Annotated in this window: 20 protein-coding genes; 10 read left to right on the top strand and 10 right to left on the bottom strand. The window is 48.6% G+C overall.

Features of this window, described 5'->3' with window-relative positions:
• Window positions 1-40: 40 nt before the first annotated feature.
• The 5 genes from pdxY to anmK all read right to left on the bottom strand — a co-directional run bounded on the left by pdxY (window position 41) and on the right by anmK (window position 4,864).
• A complete protein-coding gene (gene pdxY / locus LVQ79_RS00905) occupies window positions 41-901 on the bottom strand; it encodes a pyridoxal kinase PdxY (protein WP_151995868.1) in 861 nt (286 codons plus the stop codon).
• A 99-nt stretch (window positions 902-1,000) separates the two neighbouring features.
• Window positions 1,001-2,275 carry a tyrosine--tRNA ligase gene (tyrS, locus tag LVQ79_RS00900; protein ID WP_232863560.1) on the bottom strand — a complete coding sequence of 425 codons (1,275 nt, stop codon included), beginning with the start codon at window positions 2,273-2,275 and terminating at the stop codon, window positions 1,001-1,003.
• A gap of 142 nt (window positions 2,276-2,417) precedes the next feature.
• Window positions 2,418-3,074, bottom strand: a complete 657-nt coding sequence (gene pdxH / locus LVQ79_RS00895) for a pyridoxamine 5'-phosphate oxidase (protein WP_232863559.1) — start codon at window positions 3,072-3,074, stop codon at window positions 2,418-2,420.
• A gap of 182 nt (window positions 3,075-3,256) precedes the next feature.
• Complete coding sequence (mliC, locus tag LVQ79_RS00890; protein ID WP_232863558.1) at window positions 3,257-3,580, bottom strand: C-type lysozyme inhibitor; 324 nt, start codon at window positions 3,578-3,580, stop codon at window positions 3,257-3,259.
• Window positions 3,581-3,742: 162 nt separating this feature from the next.
• Window positions 3,743-4,864, bottom strand: coding sequence for an anhydro-N-acetylmuramic acid kinase (gene anmK, locus LVQ79_RS00885; RefSeq protein ID WP_232863557.1), 1,122 nt, complete (start codon window positions 4,862-4,864; stop codon window positions 3,743-3,745).
• Window positions 4,865-5,146: 282 nt separating this feature from the next.
• On the opposite strand from anmK, the gene slyB reads away from it, so the two are divergent.
• Window positions 5,147-5,614 carry an outer membrane lipoprotein SlyB gene (gene slyB, locus LVQ79_RS00880; RefSeq protein WP_064511755.1) on the top strand — a complete coding sequence of 156 codons (468 nt, stop codon included), beginning with the start codon at window positions 5,147-5,149 and terminating at the stop codon, window positions 5,612-5,614.
• A 104-nt stretch (window positions 5,615-5,718) separates the two neighbouring features.
• Here slyB and slyA read toward each other — a convergent pair whose 3' ends face one another.
• The gene (gene slyA, locus LVQ79_RS00875) at window positions 5,719-6,159 is read right to left on the bottom strand and encodes a transcriptional regulator SlyA (RefSeq protein ID WP_232863556.1); all 441 of its coding nucleotides are present in this window, start codon (window positions 6,157-6,159) and stop codon (window positions 5,719-5,721) included.
• A 174-nt stretch (window positions 6,160-6,333) separates the two neighbouring features.
• Between slyA and LVQ79_RS00870 the strand changes: the two genes are divergently transcribed.
• Genes LVQ79_RS00870 through LVQ79_RS00860 form a run of 3 tightly spaced genes read left to right on the top strand, consistent with a single transcriptional unit; the run spans window position 6,334 to window position 9,461 of the window.
• Window positions 6,334-6,570: a DUF1656 domain-containing protein gene (locus tag LVQ79_RS00870; RefSeq protein WP_034455380.1), complete on the top strand. Its 237-nt coding sequence runs from the start codon at window positions 6,334-6,336 to the stop codon at window positions 6,568-6,570.
• 3 nt (window positions 6,571-6,573) lie between these two features.
• On the top strand, window positions 6,574-7,431 hold the full coding sequence (locus LVQ79_RS00865; RefSeq protein ID WP_232863555.1) for an efflux RND transporter periplasmic adaptor subunit: 858 nt from the start codon (window positions 6,574-6,576) through the stop codon (window positions 7,429-7,431).
• Window positions 7,432-7,439: 8 nt separating this feature from the next.
• A complete protein-coding gene (locus tag LVQ79_RS00860) occupies window positions 7,440-9,461 on the top strand; it encodes an FUSC family protein (RefSeq protein WP_232863554.1) in 2,022 nt (673 codons plus the stop codon).
• Window positions 9,462-9,463: 2 nt separating this feature from the next.
• Here the strand turns inward: LVQ79_RS00860 and sodC are convergent, their stop codons facing one another.
• The 3 genes from sodC to LVQ79_RS00845 form a co-directional block, all read right to left on the bottom strand.
• On the bottom strand, window positions 9,464-9,985 hold the full coding sequence (gene sodC / locus LVQ79_RS00855) for a superoxide dismutase [Cu-Zn] SodC (RefSeq protein WP_064511759.1): 522 nt from the start codon (window positions 9,983-9,985) through the stop codon (window positions 9,464-9,466).
• Window positions 9,986-10,066: 81 nt separating this feature from the next.
• On the bottom strand, window positions 10,067-10,963 hold the full coding sequence (locus LVQ79_RS00850; protein ID WP_232863553.1) for an aldo/keto reductase: 897 nt from the start codon (window positions 10,961-10,963) through the stop codon (window positions 10,067-10,069).
• Window positions 10,964-11,020: 57 nt separating this feature from the next.
• Complete coding sequence (locus LVQ79_RS00845; RefSeq protein WP_232863552.1) at window positions 11,021-11,260, bottom strand: DUF1289 domain-containing protein; 240 nt, start codon at window positions 11,258-11,260, stop codon at window positions 11,021-11,023.
• A gap of 185 nt (window positions 11,261-11,445) precedes the next feature.
• Between LVQ79_RS00845 and eptA the strand changes: the two genes are divergently transcribed.
• The 5 genes from eptA to rnt all read left to right on the top strand — a co-directional run bounded on the left by eptA (window position 11,446) and on the right by rnt (window position 16,141).
• On the top strand, window positions 11,446-13,074 hold the full coding sequence (gene eptA, locus LVQ79_RS00840; RefSeq protein WP_232863754.1) for a phosphoethanolamine transferase EptA: 1,629 nt from the start codon (window positions 11,446-11,448) through the stop codon (window positions 13,072-13,074).
• Window positions 13,075-13,146: 72 nt separating this feature from the next.
• A complete protein-coding gene (locus LVQ79_RS00835) occupies window positions 13,147-13,746 on the top strand; it encodes a TetR/AcrR family transcriptional regulator (RefSeq protein ID WP_232863551.1) in 600 nt (199 codons plus the stop codon).
• Between the two features lie 54 nt (window positions 13,747-13,800).
• The gene (locus LVQ79_RS00830) at window positions 13,801-14,898 is read left to right on the top strand and encodes an alkene reductase (RefSeq protein ID WP_232863550.1); all 1,098 of its coding nucleotides are present in this window, start codon (window positions 13,801-13,803) and stop codon (window positions 14,896-14,898) included.
• Window positions 14,899-14,987: 89 nt separating this feature from the next.
• A complete protein-coding gene (gloA, locus tag LVQ79_RS00825; protein ID WP_064511763.1) occupies window positions 14,988-15,395 on the top strand; it encodes a lactoylglutathione lyase in 408 nt (135 codons plus the stop codon).
• Between the two features lie 92 nt (window positions 15,396-15,487).
• Window positions 15,488-16,141, top strand: coding sequence for a ribonuclease T (gene rnt / locus LVQ79_RS00820; RefSeq protein WP_151995854.1), 654 nt, complete (start codon window positions 15,488-15,490; stop codon window positions 16,139-16,141).
• Window positions 16,142-16,207: 66 nt separating this feature from the next.
• Here the strand turns inward: rnt and LVQ79_RS00815 are convergent, their stop codons facing one another.
• The gene (locus LVQ79_RS00815) at window positions 16,208-16,552 is read right to left on the bottom strand and encodes a Grx4 family monothiol glutaredoxin (RefSeq protein WP_232863549.1); all 345 of its coding nucleotides are present in this window, start codon (window positions 16,550-16,552) and stop codon (window positions 16,208-16,210) included.
• A 362-nt stretch (window positions 16,553-16,914) separates the two neighbouring features.
• Between LVQ79_RS00815 and LVQ79_RS00810 the strand changes: the two genes are divergently transcribed.
• Window positions 16,915-17,763 (top strand): C40 family peptidase, encoded by an 849-nt coding sequence (locus LVQ79_RS00810; RefSeq protein WP_232863548.1) that lies wholly within the window; start codon window positions 16,915-16,917, stop codon window positions 17,761-17,763.
• The last annotated feature ends 139 nt before the right edge of the window (window positions 17,764-17,902 follow it).

Here is a 17,902-nt window from a genome sequence, read left to right as displayed (position 1 = left end):
TCCGTAATTGAAAACGCCCTCTGTTGAGGGCGTTTGTGTTTTAAAGCTTCACAGCTGTGAAATAATGCTCTGGTTTCGCAATGCCTTCTTGGGCCGCAACCAGTTGCAGTTCGTACTCTTCCATTTTCTTCGTCACGACCATAATGTCGTAAACCGCAGCAGTAACATGCTCCAGAGCCTCACGAAGCGTTGCACCTTGCAGCAATTTCACCAACAGCAGACCACTGGTCACATCGCCAACGCCGACGGGCTGACGATCGCCAAAATCCACCAGCGGACGGTGAATATGCCAGGCTTCGTCTGCAGTCACTAACAACATCTCAAAGCGATCCTGCTGATATGCCGCACGTGCAAGGTGTTTCACCAGCACGATTTCCGGGCCTTTCGCGATGAGTTCTCTCGCAGTCGAAACCGCTTCGTCAACGGAGTTAACCGCATGACCGCTCAGGATCTCAAGCTCGATCAGGTTTGGAGCAATAATATCACTGGCTGGTAATGCGTAGCGCGTATGGAATTCGGCAACACCTGGGGCGACGATGCAGCCTTTTTCAGGATGGCCCATTACCGGATCGCAGAAATACTTCGCCTGCGGATTGGCCTCTTTCGTTTTACGAACAATAGAAAGAATATGTTCGCCCTGCTCAGCAGAGCCAAGGTAACCACTCAACACCGCATCGCAACGTTTAAGCTGCCCGATGTCCGCAATTCCTTGCACAATGTCGCTTAGGTGGCTGGCAGGCATCACGCTGCCCGTCCATTTTCCGTATTGGGTATGGTTGGAGAACTGGACAGTGTTCAGTGACCATACATTAGCGCCCAGACGGCGCATCGGGAATTCGGCGGCACTATTGCCTGCGTGACCGAAAACCACATGGGACTGGATGGCAAGGATGTTTTTCATTTTTCTACTCGGATGGAACGATATTGGTTCTGGTTGTGTGTAAACAAATCGGACAAAAATAAAGGGCGTGGTTTCCCACGCCCTTCTGGTCTTTCTTAATTACTTCCAGCAAACGAGGCAGTAATTTTTCTTACCCCGGCGCAGCAAGGTGTAGCGATTGAACAGAATATCGCTATCAGCAAAGGTATATTCCGGGTCAGACTGCTTCTCACCGTTGATGGTGATAGCATTTTGCGCGATGGTTTTACGCGCCTGGCCACGAGATGGTTGCAGTTCGGAGTCAACCAACGCTTGCTGTAAATCTGCACCACGATCCATTTCAACCATCGGTACACCATCTTGAGCCAGTTGTTCAAGGTCAGCTTCGGTCAAATCACTCAGGTTGCCGTTAAACAGGCTGCTGGTAATACGCTTGGCCGCTTCAAGACCCTCTTCACCGTGAACCAGACGAGTGACCTGTTCAGCCAGCACATATTGCGCACGAGGAGCGGTACCGCTGTTTTTATCTTCTTGTTCCAGCGCATCGATCTCTTCGAGGCTCATGAAGGTGAAGAATTTCAAGAAGCGATACACATCAGAGTCAGCGGTGTTGATCCAGAACTGGTAGAACTTGTACGGGCTGGTTTTCTTCGGATCAAGCCATACTGCGCCGCCTTCGGTTTTACCGAATTTGGTGCCATCTGATTTAGTAATCAACGGCACAGTCAGACCAAACGCTTGCTGCTGATGCAGACGGCGAGTTAAGTCGATACCAGAGGTGATGTTACCCCACTGGTCGGAACCGCCAATTTGCAGCACCACACCGTGCAGCTTGTTCAGGCAGGCGAAGTCATAACCTTGCAGCAGGTTGTAGGAAAACTCGGTGAAAGAAATGCCCACGTCATCACGGTTCAGACGCTGCTTCACCGCTTCTTTGTTGATCATCTGGTTAACAGAGAAGTGTTTGCCGATATCACGCAGGAAGGTCAGCACGCTCATGCCGCCAAACCAGTCGTAGTTATTCGCAGCAACCGCTGAGTTTTCGCCACAGTTGAAATCGAGGAACGGTGCAACCTGGCGGCGGATTTTTTCCACCCACTCTTGCACGGTATCTTCAGTGTTGAGCTTACGCTCAACCGCTTTAAAACTTGGGTCGCCAATCAGACCTGTCGCACCACCTACCAGCGCAACCGGTTTGTGGCCCGCTTCCTGGAAGCGTTTCAGGCACAGCAGTGGAACCAGATGGCCCAAGTGCAAGCTGTCAGCGGTAGGATCGAAGCCGCAATACAGCGCAATTGGCCCTTGCGCCAGTCGCTGTGCTAACGCTTCTTCATCCGTTACCTGGGCGACTAAGCCCCGCTCTTGCAATTGTTTTATCAAATTGATGCCTGCCATCAAATTCTCCATCTATATACGACTGCACCTATACCGGTACACGGCTTTTCGCCTGGTGGCGAAAGAAGTTAATTTCTTAGGGGACATAGAATAAAGCGCAGACAGCAGGAGTGCCAGCGCTTAACACAACAAATTCCCGATGTTATGGGGCCAGGCGGTCTATTTTCCAGGCACTACCATCGCGCTGGTATAAAAAACGATCGTGCAGACGATGTTCACCGCCCTGCCAGAATTCCATTTGCTCGATTGTTACGCGATAACCGCCCCAAAAACTCGGTAATGGAATTTCGCCCTGCTGGAATTTCTGTTTCAGTTCGAGGAATTTGCTTTCCAGAATACCGCGCGCGGAAATACGGCTGGATTGCTTTGAAACCCAGGCGCCAATCTGGCTATCACGCGGGCGACTGTGGAAATATTTCATCACTTCAAGAGTCGATAAACGCTCCGCTGTGCCTTGTACCATCACCTGGCGATCCAGCATATGCCACGGGAAATGCAGGCTGATGCGCGGATTAGTTTCCAGATGATGTGCTTTGCGGGAGCCGAGATTGGTGTAAAAAACCAAACCACGGTCATCGAAATGTTTGAGCAACACAATGCGCTGATACGGCTGGCCGGTTTCATCAACGGTTGCCACGACCATTGCGGTAGGGTCGGCAAGTTTTGCATCACATGCCTGAGCTAACCATCGCTCAAACAATGGCAGAGGTTGTTCGGTAAGATCATTGCGGCGCAAACCACCTTTGGTGTATTCGCGGCGCAAGTGCGCAATTTGTTGCAAAGAGTCGTTATCAGACATGGCTTTACGTCAGGCAATTGTCAGGTGGAGCTATTGTGCGCTCCACCCTCAAAAATCTCTACTCAAAATAATTCAGGTTGCAGGCAGGCGGCAAACGAACGAGGCCCCAGGAGCTTACTTGAGTAAGTGACTGGGGTGAGTAAGCGCAGCGAACGTCCCTGCAACCTGAAGTATGAAGAGTATCAATGTTTCGGGTTTTGTAACTGGCAATTATCCATCACAACCGTGTCTTTGCGGTACACCGTTGCGGTATCACCTTTAGACCAGAATACGTAAACACCATCGGTATAGCGCGCACCTGATGCAGACAACCCTTGTGTCAGCGACAAATATTCGTTGTCATAGACAAAGTTCACCATCTGCTTTTGGTTATTTAATTTAACGGTAAGCGGTTTTTCATCACACTGATATTGCAGAGTGTCCGTCTGCATCTTCTCAACAAAGGTGTTGTAGTAGCTACATCCTGAAAGCATGAAGGGAATGGCGGCAATAAGTAGTTTTTTCATCTGCATGTCCTGAAGTTCTTTTTTTTATAGCGGGGGATAATAACGTCCCCCATTCCCTTCAGTGTAGAGATTTAGTGCGGTAGTGAATTTCAGTTAACTCTGATTATGTTCATCATAATTCAAGTTACCTTTTTATTGGCGACGTTCATCCGCTCGAACAATTTAGGCTAAGTACAGCGGGTTGGCAGGGAAAATTGCACCAATCACGCTTGCTGCAGACGCCCCGGTTACCGAAGGCAAGTTTCCAGGCAGACCTGACATAGTGCGATAAGCAAGCCAGGCAAACGCCAGCGCCTCCATATCGTCACCGCTAATTCCTGCTTCATCAGTCGTCGTGACTTCGATACCCGGCAGCAACCCACTCAAACGAGCCATTAACAATGGATTACGGCTTCCACCACCGCATACCATCAACCTCTCACAACCGCCGCTCAGCAATACTTGCTCTGAAATAGTGACGGCAGTCAGCTCTGTGAGCGTTGCCTGGACATCTTCTCCGGCAAGCCCCGGGAATGCGGCTAACTGGCGCTCAAGCCAACCATAATTGAAATACTCACGGCCAGTGCTCTTTGGCGCAGGCATGGCAAAATATGGATCGCTTAGCATCTGCTGCAATAATGGGAGAATGACTTTGCCGCTGCTCGCCCATTGAGCGTCTTTATCATATGCTTTGCCACGTTGACGCCAGATCCACGCATCAATAAGCATGTTTCCTGGACCAGTATCAAACCCGCGTACTGGCTGTTCAGGGATGAGCAGAGAGAGATTGGCGATCCCGCCAATATTTAGCACCATGCGATGCTCCGAAGGATGCGCCAGTAAAGCATGATGGAATGCAGGCACCAGAGGAGCGCCCTGCCCACCCAAAGCCATATCCCGACGGCGGAAATCACCAACCACAGTGACGCCTGTTCGCGCAACGATTTGATTGTTATCCCCAATTTGCATGGTATGCGCAGCTTCACCTTGTGGCTCGTGCCAGACGGTTTGCCCGTGGCAGCCAATCGCGGTGATATCGGTATAGGTAAGCCCCTGGTTGTTCATCAATGTCTGAACAGCTTCAGCGAATAATTTACCAAGGCGATTATCAAGTTGGCCTAGCTGAGAAAGGGTTAATGGCTGCCCCTGGCAAATCGCCAGAATGGCATTTTTTATCTTTAAAGGAATGGGATGGCTGTAACTTGCCTGTTGTGCAACAAGATGTTCATCAATTGCGGCCAGAACGACATCAATCCCGTCCAGGCTGGTGCCTGACATCACACCGATATAACGCCCTGATTTCATCGGTTACTCCTTTCGACTTGCCAAATTGGGGATAAACTCAACCATAAACTAGCATTCTATGCGATGGTTACTTAATAATTTTTAACAAAAATACTCTATAAATAGGTATTAATGCCGCAGTCACTTTAATTTATGAATGGTTGATGCTCGGTTAAGTGAGGCTTTTCTAATATGAATGCTATTAATAGTCTGAACTTATTTTAAATTCAGCACCTAAATACCATATAATTTAGCCATGAAGGATGCTCAGTTGAGCGTTTCAAGTGTTCAGGAGAGTCACAAATGATTTCACGTATACTGGTAGTCTCGTTAGTTGGGTTAACTCTGGCTGGTTGCGCTAATACCAGCTCACTTTCAGGCGACGTATATAGCGCTTCTGATGCTAAACAAGTACAAAGCGTCACTTATGGTACTTTGGTATCTGCTCGCCCGGTTCAGATTCAGGCCGGTAACGATTCAAATGTGATGGGCGCAATTGGTGGCGCTGTGCTGGGTGGTTTCCTGGGTAATACTGTTGGTGGCGGTACAGGTCGTTCACTGGCGACCGCTGCGGGCGCAGTGGCAGGTGGAGTAGCGGGTCAGAGTGTTCAGGGCGCGATGAACAAAACTCAGGGTGTGGAACTGGAAATCCGTAAGGACGATGGCAACACCATTCTGGTCGTTCAGAAACAAGGTGATACCAAATTTACTGTGGGCCAACGTGTAAGACTTGCCAGCAACGGCAGCCAGGTAACCGTTTCGCCAAACTAATTATGAAGGGTGACTTGTTTACAGGTCACCCCTCTTCGCTTCTTTGCCAGCCAAATAATCAAAACAGAAAACCTCACCGAATGATGAGGCTTACAATAAACAACTTATTCTTTCGTCTGCAAATCAACGATATTTTTTTCCAGCCGATTTATCAAATTAAGCAACAGCGCCTGCTCTTCAGCATTGATACCTAACAAAATTTCCTCGCGCGTTTTCTTGATAACCGTCTCCATCTCGTTGATGATAGGCTCAGCACGCTCAGTGAGCTTGATGCGTTTTGCCCTACGGTCATTCGCGCAGGTTTGACGAGAAATCAGCCCTTTCTCTTCGAGTTGATCAAGCGTTCTGACCAGTGACGGTTGCTCTATGCCGATCGCTTTGGCCAACTGAATCTGCGACTGCTCGGGCGGCAACTGATGAATATTATGCAGCGTTACCCAATGTGTCTGTGTCAATTCCAGAGGTTTCAGGCGATGGTCAATCAGAGCACGCCAAATGCGCACCAACCGTGCCAGATCTGATCCTAATGGCGATTCCAATTTCATCTCCTTATAATTAGCTTGCTAACTTATTATACTGATTTTAAACTATTGTGCAGGCTTTACTTGAAAAAACAAAATCCTTATTTTTGCTGATGTTATGCAACCAGCTATACTTTTAGTTTACATCTAAGTCTGGGGAAACGGCAGTCTTCCCGGTATTTTAAAGGATTATCTGACGTGAGCTTCAATTTTTTAACATCAGGCCTACCTCTTCAGGACCTGGTGTTTGGCGCTTCTATCTATTTCCCTCCTCTTTTTAAAGCGGTTATCGTCGGCTTTTTTATCTGGCTAATTTTGCATCATCTGCTGCGTGACTGGATGTACTCCGGCGAGATCTGGCATCCAACGTTAATGGATTTGTCATTATTCTCGCTGTCAGTTAGTGCAGCCCTTGTAATTTTGGTGGTGTGGTAAAGCATGAATATGAAAACAATAAAGTACTTTTCCACGCTAGTGATTTTCGCGGCAGCCCTTATTGTTGGCTGGCTGTTATGGAATTATTACATGCAATCCCCCTGGACGCGAGACGGGAAAGTCCGTGCGGAGCAAGTCAGCATCACGCCGCAGGTGTCCGGAACGATAACTCAGCTGAATATCGAAGATAACCAGTTCGTCAAAGCGGGAACCATTCTCTTCACCATTGACTCTACGCCCTACCACATCGCGCAACTCAATGCCCAAGCGCAATTAGCTCAGTCTCAGTCAGAATTATCAAAAGCCAGCAATGAAGCGAATCGCCGCAAAAATCTGCCGCGTAACTACATTTCCGCAGAAGATATGGACACGGCAAATATTAATGTCAAAGCCGCGCAAGCTGCGGTAAAAGCCGCTGAAGCTACTGTTGAACAGGCGAAATGGCAGATCTCTCAAACAACAGTTACCGCACCTGTTGATGGCTGGGTAACCAATCTGTCAACGCGTACTGGTAATTATGCGACCGCAGGACAGCCCGTATTTGCGCTGGTCGACAGTCATTCTTTCTATGTTGTAGGTTATTTTGAAGAAACCAAACTGCGCCATATTCAACCCGGTGATCTAGCAGAAATTGTTCTCTATAGCGGGCATGTACCGTTATCAGGCAAAGTGCAAAGTATTGGCCGTGCCATTTATGACCAAAGTGTTGAAAGCGATAGCGATCTGGTGGCGGATATCAAACCCAATGTGCCGTGGGTGCGCCTTGCTCAGCGTGTGCCGGTACGCATTCAGCTAAACCAAATCCCGCAAGGTATTACGCTGGTTTCCGGTACCACCTGCACCGTTTCAATTAAACACTGAATCCAGCGATGAAACTCTCGTCACTGGCATGGAAAAATACGCCCTGGGGAAAAGCAAACGCCGGGCAATGGCGCTATGCCCTGCGTAATGCCATTGCGATGTGCCTCGCATTAACCATCGCTTACTACCTGGATTTAGATGAACCTTATTGGGCGATGACCTCCGCGGCGGTCGTCAGTTTCCCCACTGTCGGTGGCGTGGTCAGTAAAAGTCTCGGACGAGTCGCCGGTAGCCTGATTGGCGCAATGGCCTCTTTGATTATTGCGGGAAACACACTCAACGACCCCTGGTTGTTTACCTTTGCGATGGCATCCTGGCTCGCACTGTGCACATGGAGCTCCAGCCATTTCCAGAACAACGTAGCCTATGCTTTTATGCTGGCGGGCTACACCGCTGCGATCATCGCTTTCCCGATGGTCAATACCGTCGAAACAACCCAGCTTTGGGACATCACTCAGGCGCGTGTTTGTGAGGTAATTGTCGGAATTTTGTGTGGTGGATTTATGATGATGGTACTACCCAGTACCTCAGATGGCACCACCCTTCTTAGTGCGTTGCGAAATATGCATGCCCGGTTGTTAGAGCATGCATCAATGTTATGGAAACCAGAAACCACAGATGCCATTCGTACTGCACACGAAGGTGTTATTGGGCAGATTCTAACCATGAATCTATTGAGAATTCAGGCGTTCTGGAGCCATTACCGCTTCCGCCGCCAGAATAATTTGCTCAATTATTTAATCCATCAACAATTACGTCTGACCAGCGTAATCTCAAGCCTTAGACGCATGCTAATGAACTGGCCAAATCCCCCGGAAAACCTATGGCCGGTTCTTGAAGCATTGATTAATGAACTGGCGCGGGAAGGCACCCATAAATATACCGTCGCCCGGCTGTTGCAACAGATTGCCCCAGGGTCCGAAGCTGATTACCGTCATCAGGCATTCTGGCTGCGTTTACGGTATTTCTGTTGGTTATATCTGAACAGTAGCCGCTGGTTGCGTGAACTAGAAAATGCCACCCCGGTTTCAGAGCTCACTCCGCCCAAAACGCCGCCGCTGGCACGTCATACCGATAATACCGAAGCATTGTGGAGCGCGTTACGTACCTTTTGCGTGATAACCGTAACCGGAGCATGGTGCATTAACACTCAATGGGACGCCGGGAGTGGCGCGTTGTCGTTGGCGGCGATAAGTTGCGTGCTCTATTCGTCGGTCGCCTCACCGCTTAACTCACTTACGCTACTGATGCGCACCTTGCTATGGCTGTCATTATTCAGCTTCCTGGTCAAATTTGGCCTGATGGTACAGATTACCGATCTCTGGCAATTCCTGGTTTTCCTGCTGCCGTTGCTGGCGACAATGCAACTGCTGAAACTGCAACAACCTAAGTTTGCCGGGCTGTGGGGGCAATTAATTGTTTTTATGGGGTCATTTATCGCCGTCACTAATCCACCGGTTTATGACTTAGCTGACTTCCTCAATGACAATCTGGCAAAAGTCATTGGTGTAGGTCTTTCCTGGGTTGCGTTTTCTGTGCTTCGCCCGGGCTCCGACACACGCAAAGGCCGCCGTCATATTCGTGCCTTACGGCGCGGTTTTGTCGATCAGTTAAGCCGTAAGCCGCAACACTCTGAGAACCAGTTCGAATCGCTGGTTTATCACCACATCAGCCAATTGAGTAACAGTAAAGATGACGTGGCGCGCCGCTGGTTGCTGCGCTGGGGAGTGGTTTTACTCAATTGTTCTCATGTGGTGTGGCAATTACGAGTATGGGAAACACGCTCCGACCCGCTCTCGCAAGTCCGCGATGTGTGTATTCATACCTTGAGGGATGTCATGAGTGAGCGCGGAGTACAACAACGCTCGTTAGCAGCCACGTTACAGGAATTGCAGCGAATGTCTGAGACGCTCGCACATCATCACAATCCGGCAGCACGAGAGCTTGCGGGAATTATCTGGCGGCTCTACTGCTCACTTTCACAGCTGGAACAGGCGCCACCTGCCGGAACTCTGGCAGGTAGCCACTGATTTTATTGAATGACACCGCAAGCGTAACGTGCTCCACCACCACCAAGTGGTTTAGGTTGATCGGACATATTATCGCCGTCAACATGCACCATCAGCGCTTTGCCTTTTACTTCATCAAGTGTTTTCAGGCGAGGTGCGGTGACCGGTTCGGTAGCGCTTCCATCATTATCGACCACAAGTACAGGCAAATCACCCAGGTGCCCAACACCCATCGGCCCCATGTGTTTCCCAGTGTGATCAGGATCCAGGTGGCCACCAGCAGCCTCTGCAGCTGAAGGTTTTCCAGCTTTCATTGCAGGTTCACAGCTGCCATTGGTGTGAACATGAAAACCATGTTCGCCTGGAGGAAGGGTTCTAAGATCGGGTGCAAAGACCAGCCCTTTGTCGGTTTCGGTGATTTTCACGGTACCAAGAGAATGTCCAATCCCTTTAGGCGTGACGAGATTCATTTGAACTTCGGTGCTCGCAGCCTGAACAGCCGCACAGCTAAACAACGTTAAAAAAGCCAGACTTATTCGCTTCATATTAACTCCCGGATTCACGTTCAACCTGTTAAGCATAGGTCAGACAAGTTGAATCCTCCGGGAGATAACTGTTTTTGTGGGTTATGGCACGTCGTAACCCAACGCAGCTTTACGGATACGGAACCACTGCTGGCGGCTCATATCGAGGCTTAAGGAGTGAATCGCTGAACGCACGCGTTCAATTTTACCGGAACCGATGATTGGCAACGGTTTAGACGGCAATCTCATCACCCATGCGTAAACTACCTGTTCAATAGTTTCCGCACCGATTTCATTTGCGACGGCTTGCAGCTCATCACGCAGCGGCTGGAACGCCTCGTCGTTAAACAGGCTACCACCACCCAGACATGACCATGCCATCGGGTGAATGCGCAACTGTTGGCATTGGTCCAGCGTACCGTCGAGAATAGCAGGCTGATGTACTGGGGAGATTTCTACCTGATTGGTCGCAAGCGTGAAAGGCAAACGTGATTGCAACAAAGCAAACTGCGCAGGTGTAAAGTTAGACACGCCAAAGTGACGCACTTTTCCACTCTGATGCAGCGAAGTGAAGGCTTCTGCAACTTCATCAGCATCCATCAAAGGATCAGGTCGGTGGATCAACAGAAGATCGAGATAATCGGTTGCCAGATTCTCAAGCGATTTTTCAGTCTGGCTGATGATGTGTGATTTATCGGTAATGTAGTGACCCAGTGCGTGTCCCGGGTTTGCCGTGGTGGCAATACCACACTTGGTGACAATTTCCATTTTCTGACGCAAATGTGGCGCCAGGCGCATCGCTTCGCCAAATGCCGCTTCGCACTGATAACCGCCATAAATATCGGCGTGATCGGCAGTAGTAATTCCTAAATCGACATGCTCTTCAATAAAGCTGGCTAGCTGAGGCGCGGACATGTTCCACTCCATCAAACGCCAATACCCCATGACCAGGCGTGAAAATTCTGGGCCCTGCGGGGAAATCGTAATGCGCTGTACCATAAAGCCTGTCCTCAGTAGTAAACGAATTCTGCGACTGAGTATAACGGCATCAAGGAATTAAAAAAGTGAGGGTTGTTGCGGTTCTTCAGGGGAATCAGGCTTGTTTGCGCGTAATTTGCGCATCAATCTCTGGCGGCATAACCGAAGCACGTCTTGTTTTTGCCCATCGCTTAATTGCTGCCACTGAAATCGTTCATCACGGCTGCGCATACAGCCACGGCAAAAACCGCGTTCATCTGACTGGCAGATCCCACGACACGGGCTTTGAATCGGGAAAAATTCTAACTGTTCAGACACCCTCACACCTCTTTCGTAGCATTGCTTCAATTGAAGTCCGACAAATAAAATGTTGCAAGCGGTGCGGTAAATATTCTTAGTGCTTGTCCCGCAAACAAAGATATGAATGAATTTTTTGAAACTAAGGTTCACCTAATCTTTATTTATTAGTCTAAGCGCATTCTTTATGATCTTTTATGGCTGTTATGGAATCCCTGAAAAAGTTACAGTGTAACGATTCTAAGTTTAATATTTGCTGTGCTCTCTTCTTCACTTTAATCAATTTCTTGTTCATAAAACGCACCTGGGAAATCATTGCTCCAGTTTCCTTCCATAGCTGGCTCTTCGCAATTTCTGTACCAGTGGTGTTATTCAGCGCCTGGTTGACTATTTTCAGCATGATTAACCTGCCGTGGTTGCGTAAGCCTGTGCTGGTGATACTGATAATTGGCTGTGCTGCCAGTAACTATTTTATGTACACCTACGGCGCCGTCATCGACAAAAACATGATGACGAACGTTTTTGAAACCGACTCCCAGGAAGCTGTAGCACTGGTTACACCACAGTTGCTTATTTGGCTCAGCCTTGCGGGCATCGTGCCTGCGCTCATCCTTGCATCAATTAAAATCAAACCTTCACGTTGGTGGTATACCCTCCTGACTCGATTGGTAGGCGTCTTAGCTGGCCTGCTGATCATTATTCTTGTCGCATCCGTATTTTATAAAGACTACGCCTCACTGTTCCGTAACAACAAAGGCGTGGTGAAAATGGTGACACCTGCCAACTACATTAGCGCGATAAGCCGCTACAGCTTGACTCGCTGGTTTGCCGGCGATCAAACGCTGGTAAAAATTGGTGAAGATGCGAAAAAAGGCACCTTGATTAGCCAACAGAAAAAGAAAACCGTTGTTGTCTTTGTTGTGGGGGAAGCCTCGCGCGCTGAAAACTATTCACTGAATGGTTACACTCGTGATACCAATCCGGAACTGAAAAAACGCGACGTTATTTATTTCCCTAATGCATCATCTTGCGGTACCGAAACGGCTGTTTCCGTTCCATGCATGTTCTCTAATATGCCACGCAAAAATTACGATGCATCGTTGGCTCGTCACCAGGAAGGGTTGCTTGATGTCATGGCACATGCAGGAATCAATCTGCTATGGCGTGATAATGATGGCGGTTGTAAAGGGGCTTGTGACCGTATCCCGCATACCGATATGACCCAATGGAATTTAGACGCGTTGTGCAAAGACAAATCCTGCTGGGATGACGCGATTTTGCATCGTTTTGGTAACGTGTTGGATGGTTTGCAGCAAGATTCCGTCATTGTATTGCACCTGATGGGTAGCCATGGCCCGGCCTACTATCGCCGCTACCCGGATAAATTCCGCAAGTTCACACCAACGTGTGACAGTAACCAGATTCAGGACTGCGATCGCCAGTCGCTCATCAATACCTATGACAACACCATTTTGTATACCGACGATATTGTTAGCCGCACCATCGATGAATTGAACGCACATGGCGACAAATTCAATACCGCACTGGTCTATCTTTCCGACCACGGTGAATCACTGGGTGAAAACGGTATTTATTTGCATGGCACGCCATATATGCTGGCCCCTTCACAGCAAACGCACATTCCGTTCCTGTTCTGGCTATCGAAAGATTACCAACAAAATTTTGCCGTCAATGCTGATTGCCTGGCAAAGAAAGCTGCTGCTGAACAAGTTTCTCAGGATAATATTTTCTCAACGCTGCTGGGAATGATGGATATTAAAACCTCAGAATATCAATCTGATCTGGATATTATTGCCACATGCCGTAAAGCCTGACCCTTCAGGCGGCAGGAAAATTCTGCCGCCTGAGCCTTGCCTTAGACCGACTGGTCTATTACAGTATTCCCCATGAACAGACATCCTGAACATGACACTCGTGAACACCTCCTTGCTACCGGCGAGCAGCTTTGTCTGCAACGTGGGTTTACTGGCATGGGATTGAGCGAGCTGTTAAGCACAGCTGAAGTACCGAAAGGCTCGTTTTATCATTACTTTCGGTCAAAAGAAGCATTTGGCGTGGCGATGCTTGAGCGTTACTACACTGCTTATAACCTGCGATTACAGCAGCACTTTTCCCACGATAGCGGTAATTATCGAGAAAAATTGCTGGCCTGGTACCAGGAAACGGTGACATGGTTTTGCCAGCACGGCAGCTTGATCAGTTGTTTAACGGTAAAGCTTTCGGCTGAAGTGTGTGATCTTTCAGAAGATATGCGCGCGGCCCTGAACAAAGGTGCCGCACAAATTGTCTCCCAGATTGCTGATGCACTGGAAAAAGGTGATGCCGAATCAAGCTTGAAATTAACCGGCTCAGCGTTAAGCCAGGCCCAGGTAATTTATGCTTTGTGGCTAGGAGCAAGTCTTCAGGCGAAGATTTCACGTAGCGCGGTACCGCTAGAATGCGCCCTCGCCCACGTAACTCAATTATTAGCGGAGTCTGTCTCCTGACAGGCTTTTTATTTAATCAAACAGTAGACGACCGGTCTATTAGAGGCGTTTTATATGTCAGCAGATAAATTATTTACTCCACTGAAAGTCGGCGCGATTACCACGCCTAACCGTATCTTTATGGCACCATTAACCCGCCTGCGTAGCATTGTGCCTGGCGATATTCCAACGCCATTGATGGGTGAGTACTACCGTCAGCGTGCAAGTTCTGGGTTAATTATCAGCGAAGCAACGCAAATTTCAGCGCAAGCTAAAGGCTATGAAGGTGCTCCTGGTCTGCATAGCGATGAGCAAATCGCAGCATGGAAGAAAATTACCGCAGGCGTTCACGCCGCAGACGGTCGTATTGCAGTACAGCTGTGGCATACCGGCCGTATCTCCCACACCAGTATTCAGCCAGACCAGCAAGCACCGGTTGCGCCATCTGCAATTTCTGCCGGAACGCGCACCTCATTACGTGATGAAAATGGCCATGCCATTCGCGTCGATACCTCAATGCCACGTGCTCTTGAGCTTAATGAAATCCCAGGTATTGTGAATGACTTCCGCCAGGCTGTAGGTAATGCACGTGATGCTGGCTTTGATATGGTCGAATTACACTCTGCACACGGTTACTTACTGCATCAATTCCTGTCACCAACATCTAACCATCGTACTGATGAATACGGTGGCAGCCGCGAAAACCGCGCACGTCTGGTATTAGAAGTGGTTGATGCTGCAAGCAAAGAGTGGAGTGCCGATCGCATTGGTATTCGCGTCTCGCCAATCGGTTCTTTCCAGAATGTCGATAACGGCCCGGACGAAGAAGCCGATGCACTGTATCTGATTGAAGAATTGAGCAAACGTGGCATCGCGTATCTGCACATGTCTGAACCAGACTGGGCTGGTGGTCAACCTTATACCGAAGAGTTCCGTCAGAAAGTACGTGACCGCTTTAACGGTGTGATCATCGGTGCTGGTGCTTACACGCCAGAAAAAGCCGAAACATTAATCGAGAAAGGCCTAATCGACGCAGTAGCCTTTGGCCGTGACTATATTGCTAACCCGGATCTGGTTGAACGCCTGCATCACAATGCAGAACTCAACGCCCAGCGCCCTGAAACTTTCTATGGTGGTGGTGCAGAAGGTTATACCGACTACCCGACTTTATAGACCCTCTCATTGATAGCGGCGCTAGTTCGCCGCTATACTTACCTCACATTTAGAAATTAACCCTTTAATTCTAAGAGGATTTTGTAAATATGCGCTTACTTCACACCATGCTGCGTGTCGGCGATCTGCAACGCTCCATCGAATTTTACACTAACGTGCTGGGCATGACTCTGCTGCGTACCAGTGAAAACCCTGAATACAAATACTCTCTGGCATTCGTTGGCTACGGCCCGGAAACCGAAGAAGCGGTTATCGAACTGACCTATAACTGGGGCACCGATAGCTACGATTTAGGCAATGCTTATGGTCACATCGCTCTGAGCGTTGATGACGCGGCTGAAGCCTGCGAACGTATTCGTAAAAACGGTGGCAATGTCACCCGTGAAGCTGGCCCGGTAAAAGGCGGCTCCACCGTTATCGCTTTTGTTGAAGATCCAGACGGCTACAAAATTGAGCTGATCGAAAGCAAAGACGCAGGTAAAGGGTTGGGTAATTAATATCCTGTTACGGGTGCTCTCTGCACCCGTTAGCTTCCCTTGTTAAAATTTGCCATAATGCGCGCTGCTTTTTCCCGTATTAAGAGATCCTGATGTCTGACAACACGCAACTGCATAGCCTGTGCGACCGTTTTCGTGGTTTTTATCCGGTAGTCATTGACGTTGAAACCGCCGGGTTTAACGCTAAAACCGATGCTTTACTTGAAGTCGCAGCCATCACTTTAAAGATGGATCAAGACGGCTGGTTATCGATTGACGAAACCCTGCATTTCCATGTTGAACCTTTTGAAGGCGCAATTCTTCAACCTGAAGCGCTGGCCTTTAATGGTATCGACCCGCATAACCCTTTGCGTGGTGCAGTGAGTGAATATGACGCGCTACACGCAATTTTTAAAATGGTGCGCAAAGGCATTAAAGACAGCGGTTGTAACCGCGCGATCATGGTCGCCCATAATGCGACATTCGATCACAGCTTTATGATGGCAGCGGCAGAACGTGCTTCATTAAAACGTAACCCGTTCCATCCATTTGTGACCTTTGACACTGCCGCACTAAGCGGGTTAGCACTGGGCCAGACGGTGCTCGCCAAAGCATGTATCGCCGCTGGCATGCCATTTGACAGCAGCCAGGCGCACTCGGCTCTATATGATACTGAGCAAACCGCCGAGCTTTTTTGCGAAATCGTTAACCGTTGGAAACGTTTAGGCGGCTGGCCTTTACCGCTGCCAGCGGACCCCGAATCCTGAGCATAAAAAAAGCGACTTTGATAAGTCGCTTTTTTATTTCTGGCAATTACTTAGTCCAGTTGCAAATTACTCTGCGTCTGGCTCTTCAGATTTGTGTTTGGCAGCAGATTCTTTAATCAGTGTCTGCAACTCGCCACGCTGATACATCTCAATAATGATGTCGCAGCCGCCAACCAGTTCACCATCAACCCACAGCTGCGGGAAAGTAGGCCAGTTAGCGTATTTTGGCAGCTCAGCACGGATGTCTGGGTTCTGTAAAATATCAACGTACGCGAAACGCTCACCACAAGCGGATAGCGCCTGCACAGCCTGGGCGGAGAAGCCACAGCTAGGCAGTTTCGGAGAACCTTTCATATAAAGAAGAATTGGGTTCTCAGTAATCTGTTGTTGGATTTTTTCAATAGTGCTCATTGCTTGCTTCCTCAAACCAAGTACTGGCATTAGTCTGCCATTGTAGCGATTGACGCCCTCTCCAGAAAACACCATTTTTTAAAGGGTTTTTCTGTCATACGCGATGGAGGGACAACATGTATTAAGAATAACACTTTTCCCGCCACTGAAAATCAGCAAATGACCCTATGCCTGATCAATAAATAGCCTTACAACCATTAGTTTGGTTAATTTTTTTGCGTCCGGTAACGAAACAGCAAGGCGAATAGTAAAAGGTTATTAACTTTATCGTGGTTAATAGATTAGAATCGGCGGGTTTCGCAAAATCATACACGGGCATGATGGTTTTTCTCATGCATTCATTTTCACCAGGGGATTGTCGAGTGGCGCGGATAACAAAAATTTCTATCACGCTCTGTGCTCTGCTATTTACCTTGCCGTATACACCATTGACGCAGGCGTCTGAGCACGCTCGTCCCGTGGCTGCGCAAAAAGCGCACGTTGTGAAAAGCACAACGAAGAGCACAGAAAAGAGCAGTAAGAGTAAAACCACCACCGCCAGCAAAAAAAGCACCACCTCAGTCAAAACAGCCAGCAAGAAAAAAGAAGCAACTGCCGCAAAAAGTAAAACTGCCAAAAATGCCAGCAGCGCTAAAACAAAGAATCTTGCAAAAAACTCCCGCAATAAAACCTCTAAGCTCGCAAAAGCTCAGCCTGTTACTTTCACCGAAAAATGCAGCAAGCCACGTAAAGGCCATAAAGCGCATTGTGTAAAAGTTAAATCAGAGCAGCCAACGACGATTGCTGCGGCGCATAAAGTCCGTGTGCAAAAAGCACAAAAAACGGCAATGAATAAATTGATGGGCCAGATTGGTAAACCGTATCGTTGGGGTGGCACCTCGCCGGTTACCGGTTTCGATTGTAGTGGTCTGGTTTACTACGCATACAAAGATTTAGTGAAGTTCCGTATTCCTCGTACCGCTAATGAGATGTATCACCTGCGTGATGCCTCATCTGTAGATCGTGGGGAATTGGAAACTGGCGATTTGGTCTTCTTCCGCACCCAAGGTCGAGGCACCGCTGACCATGTTGGCGTGTACGTGGGCAACGGTAAATTTATTCAGTCACCGCGTACCGGGCAGGATATCCAGATCACCTCATTGAGCGAAGACTACTGGCAGCGCCACTATGTCGGTGCCAAACGCGTTATGACCCCTAAAACCATTCGTTAAACGCTCTTATTAGAAAACCTGCACCTGCCCTTCCCTGGGCAGGTGAGTTCCCTCTTTTGCTTATCCTTTCAATTTGTTACCCTAAACCCGCACTAAAAGTGATGTTTAACAATAGATACCCAAATTAATTCGAGTTGCA

Origin of the sequence: Buttiauxella cochleicola, from assembly GCF_021282405.1 — a bacterium.
In the GTDB taxonomy this organism is placed as follows: Bacteria; Pseudomonadota; Gammaproteobacteria; order Enterobacterales; family Enterobacteriaceae; genus Buttiauxella; species Buttiauxella massiliensis.
Note: the sequence above shows the minus strand (reverse complement) of the source record. Positions and strands in the feature narration are given on the sequence as shown.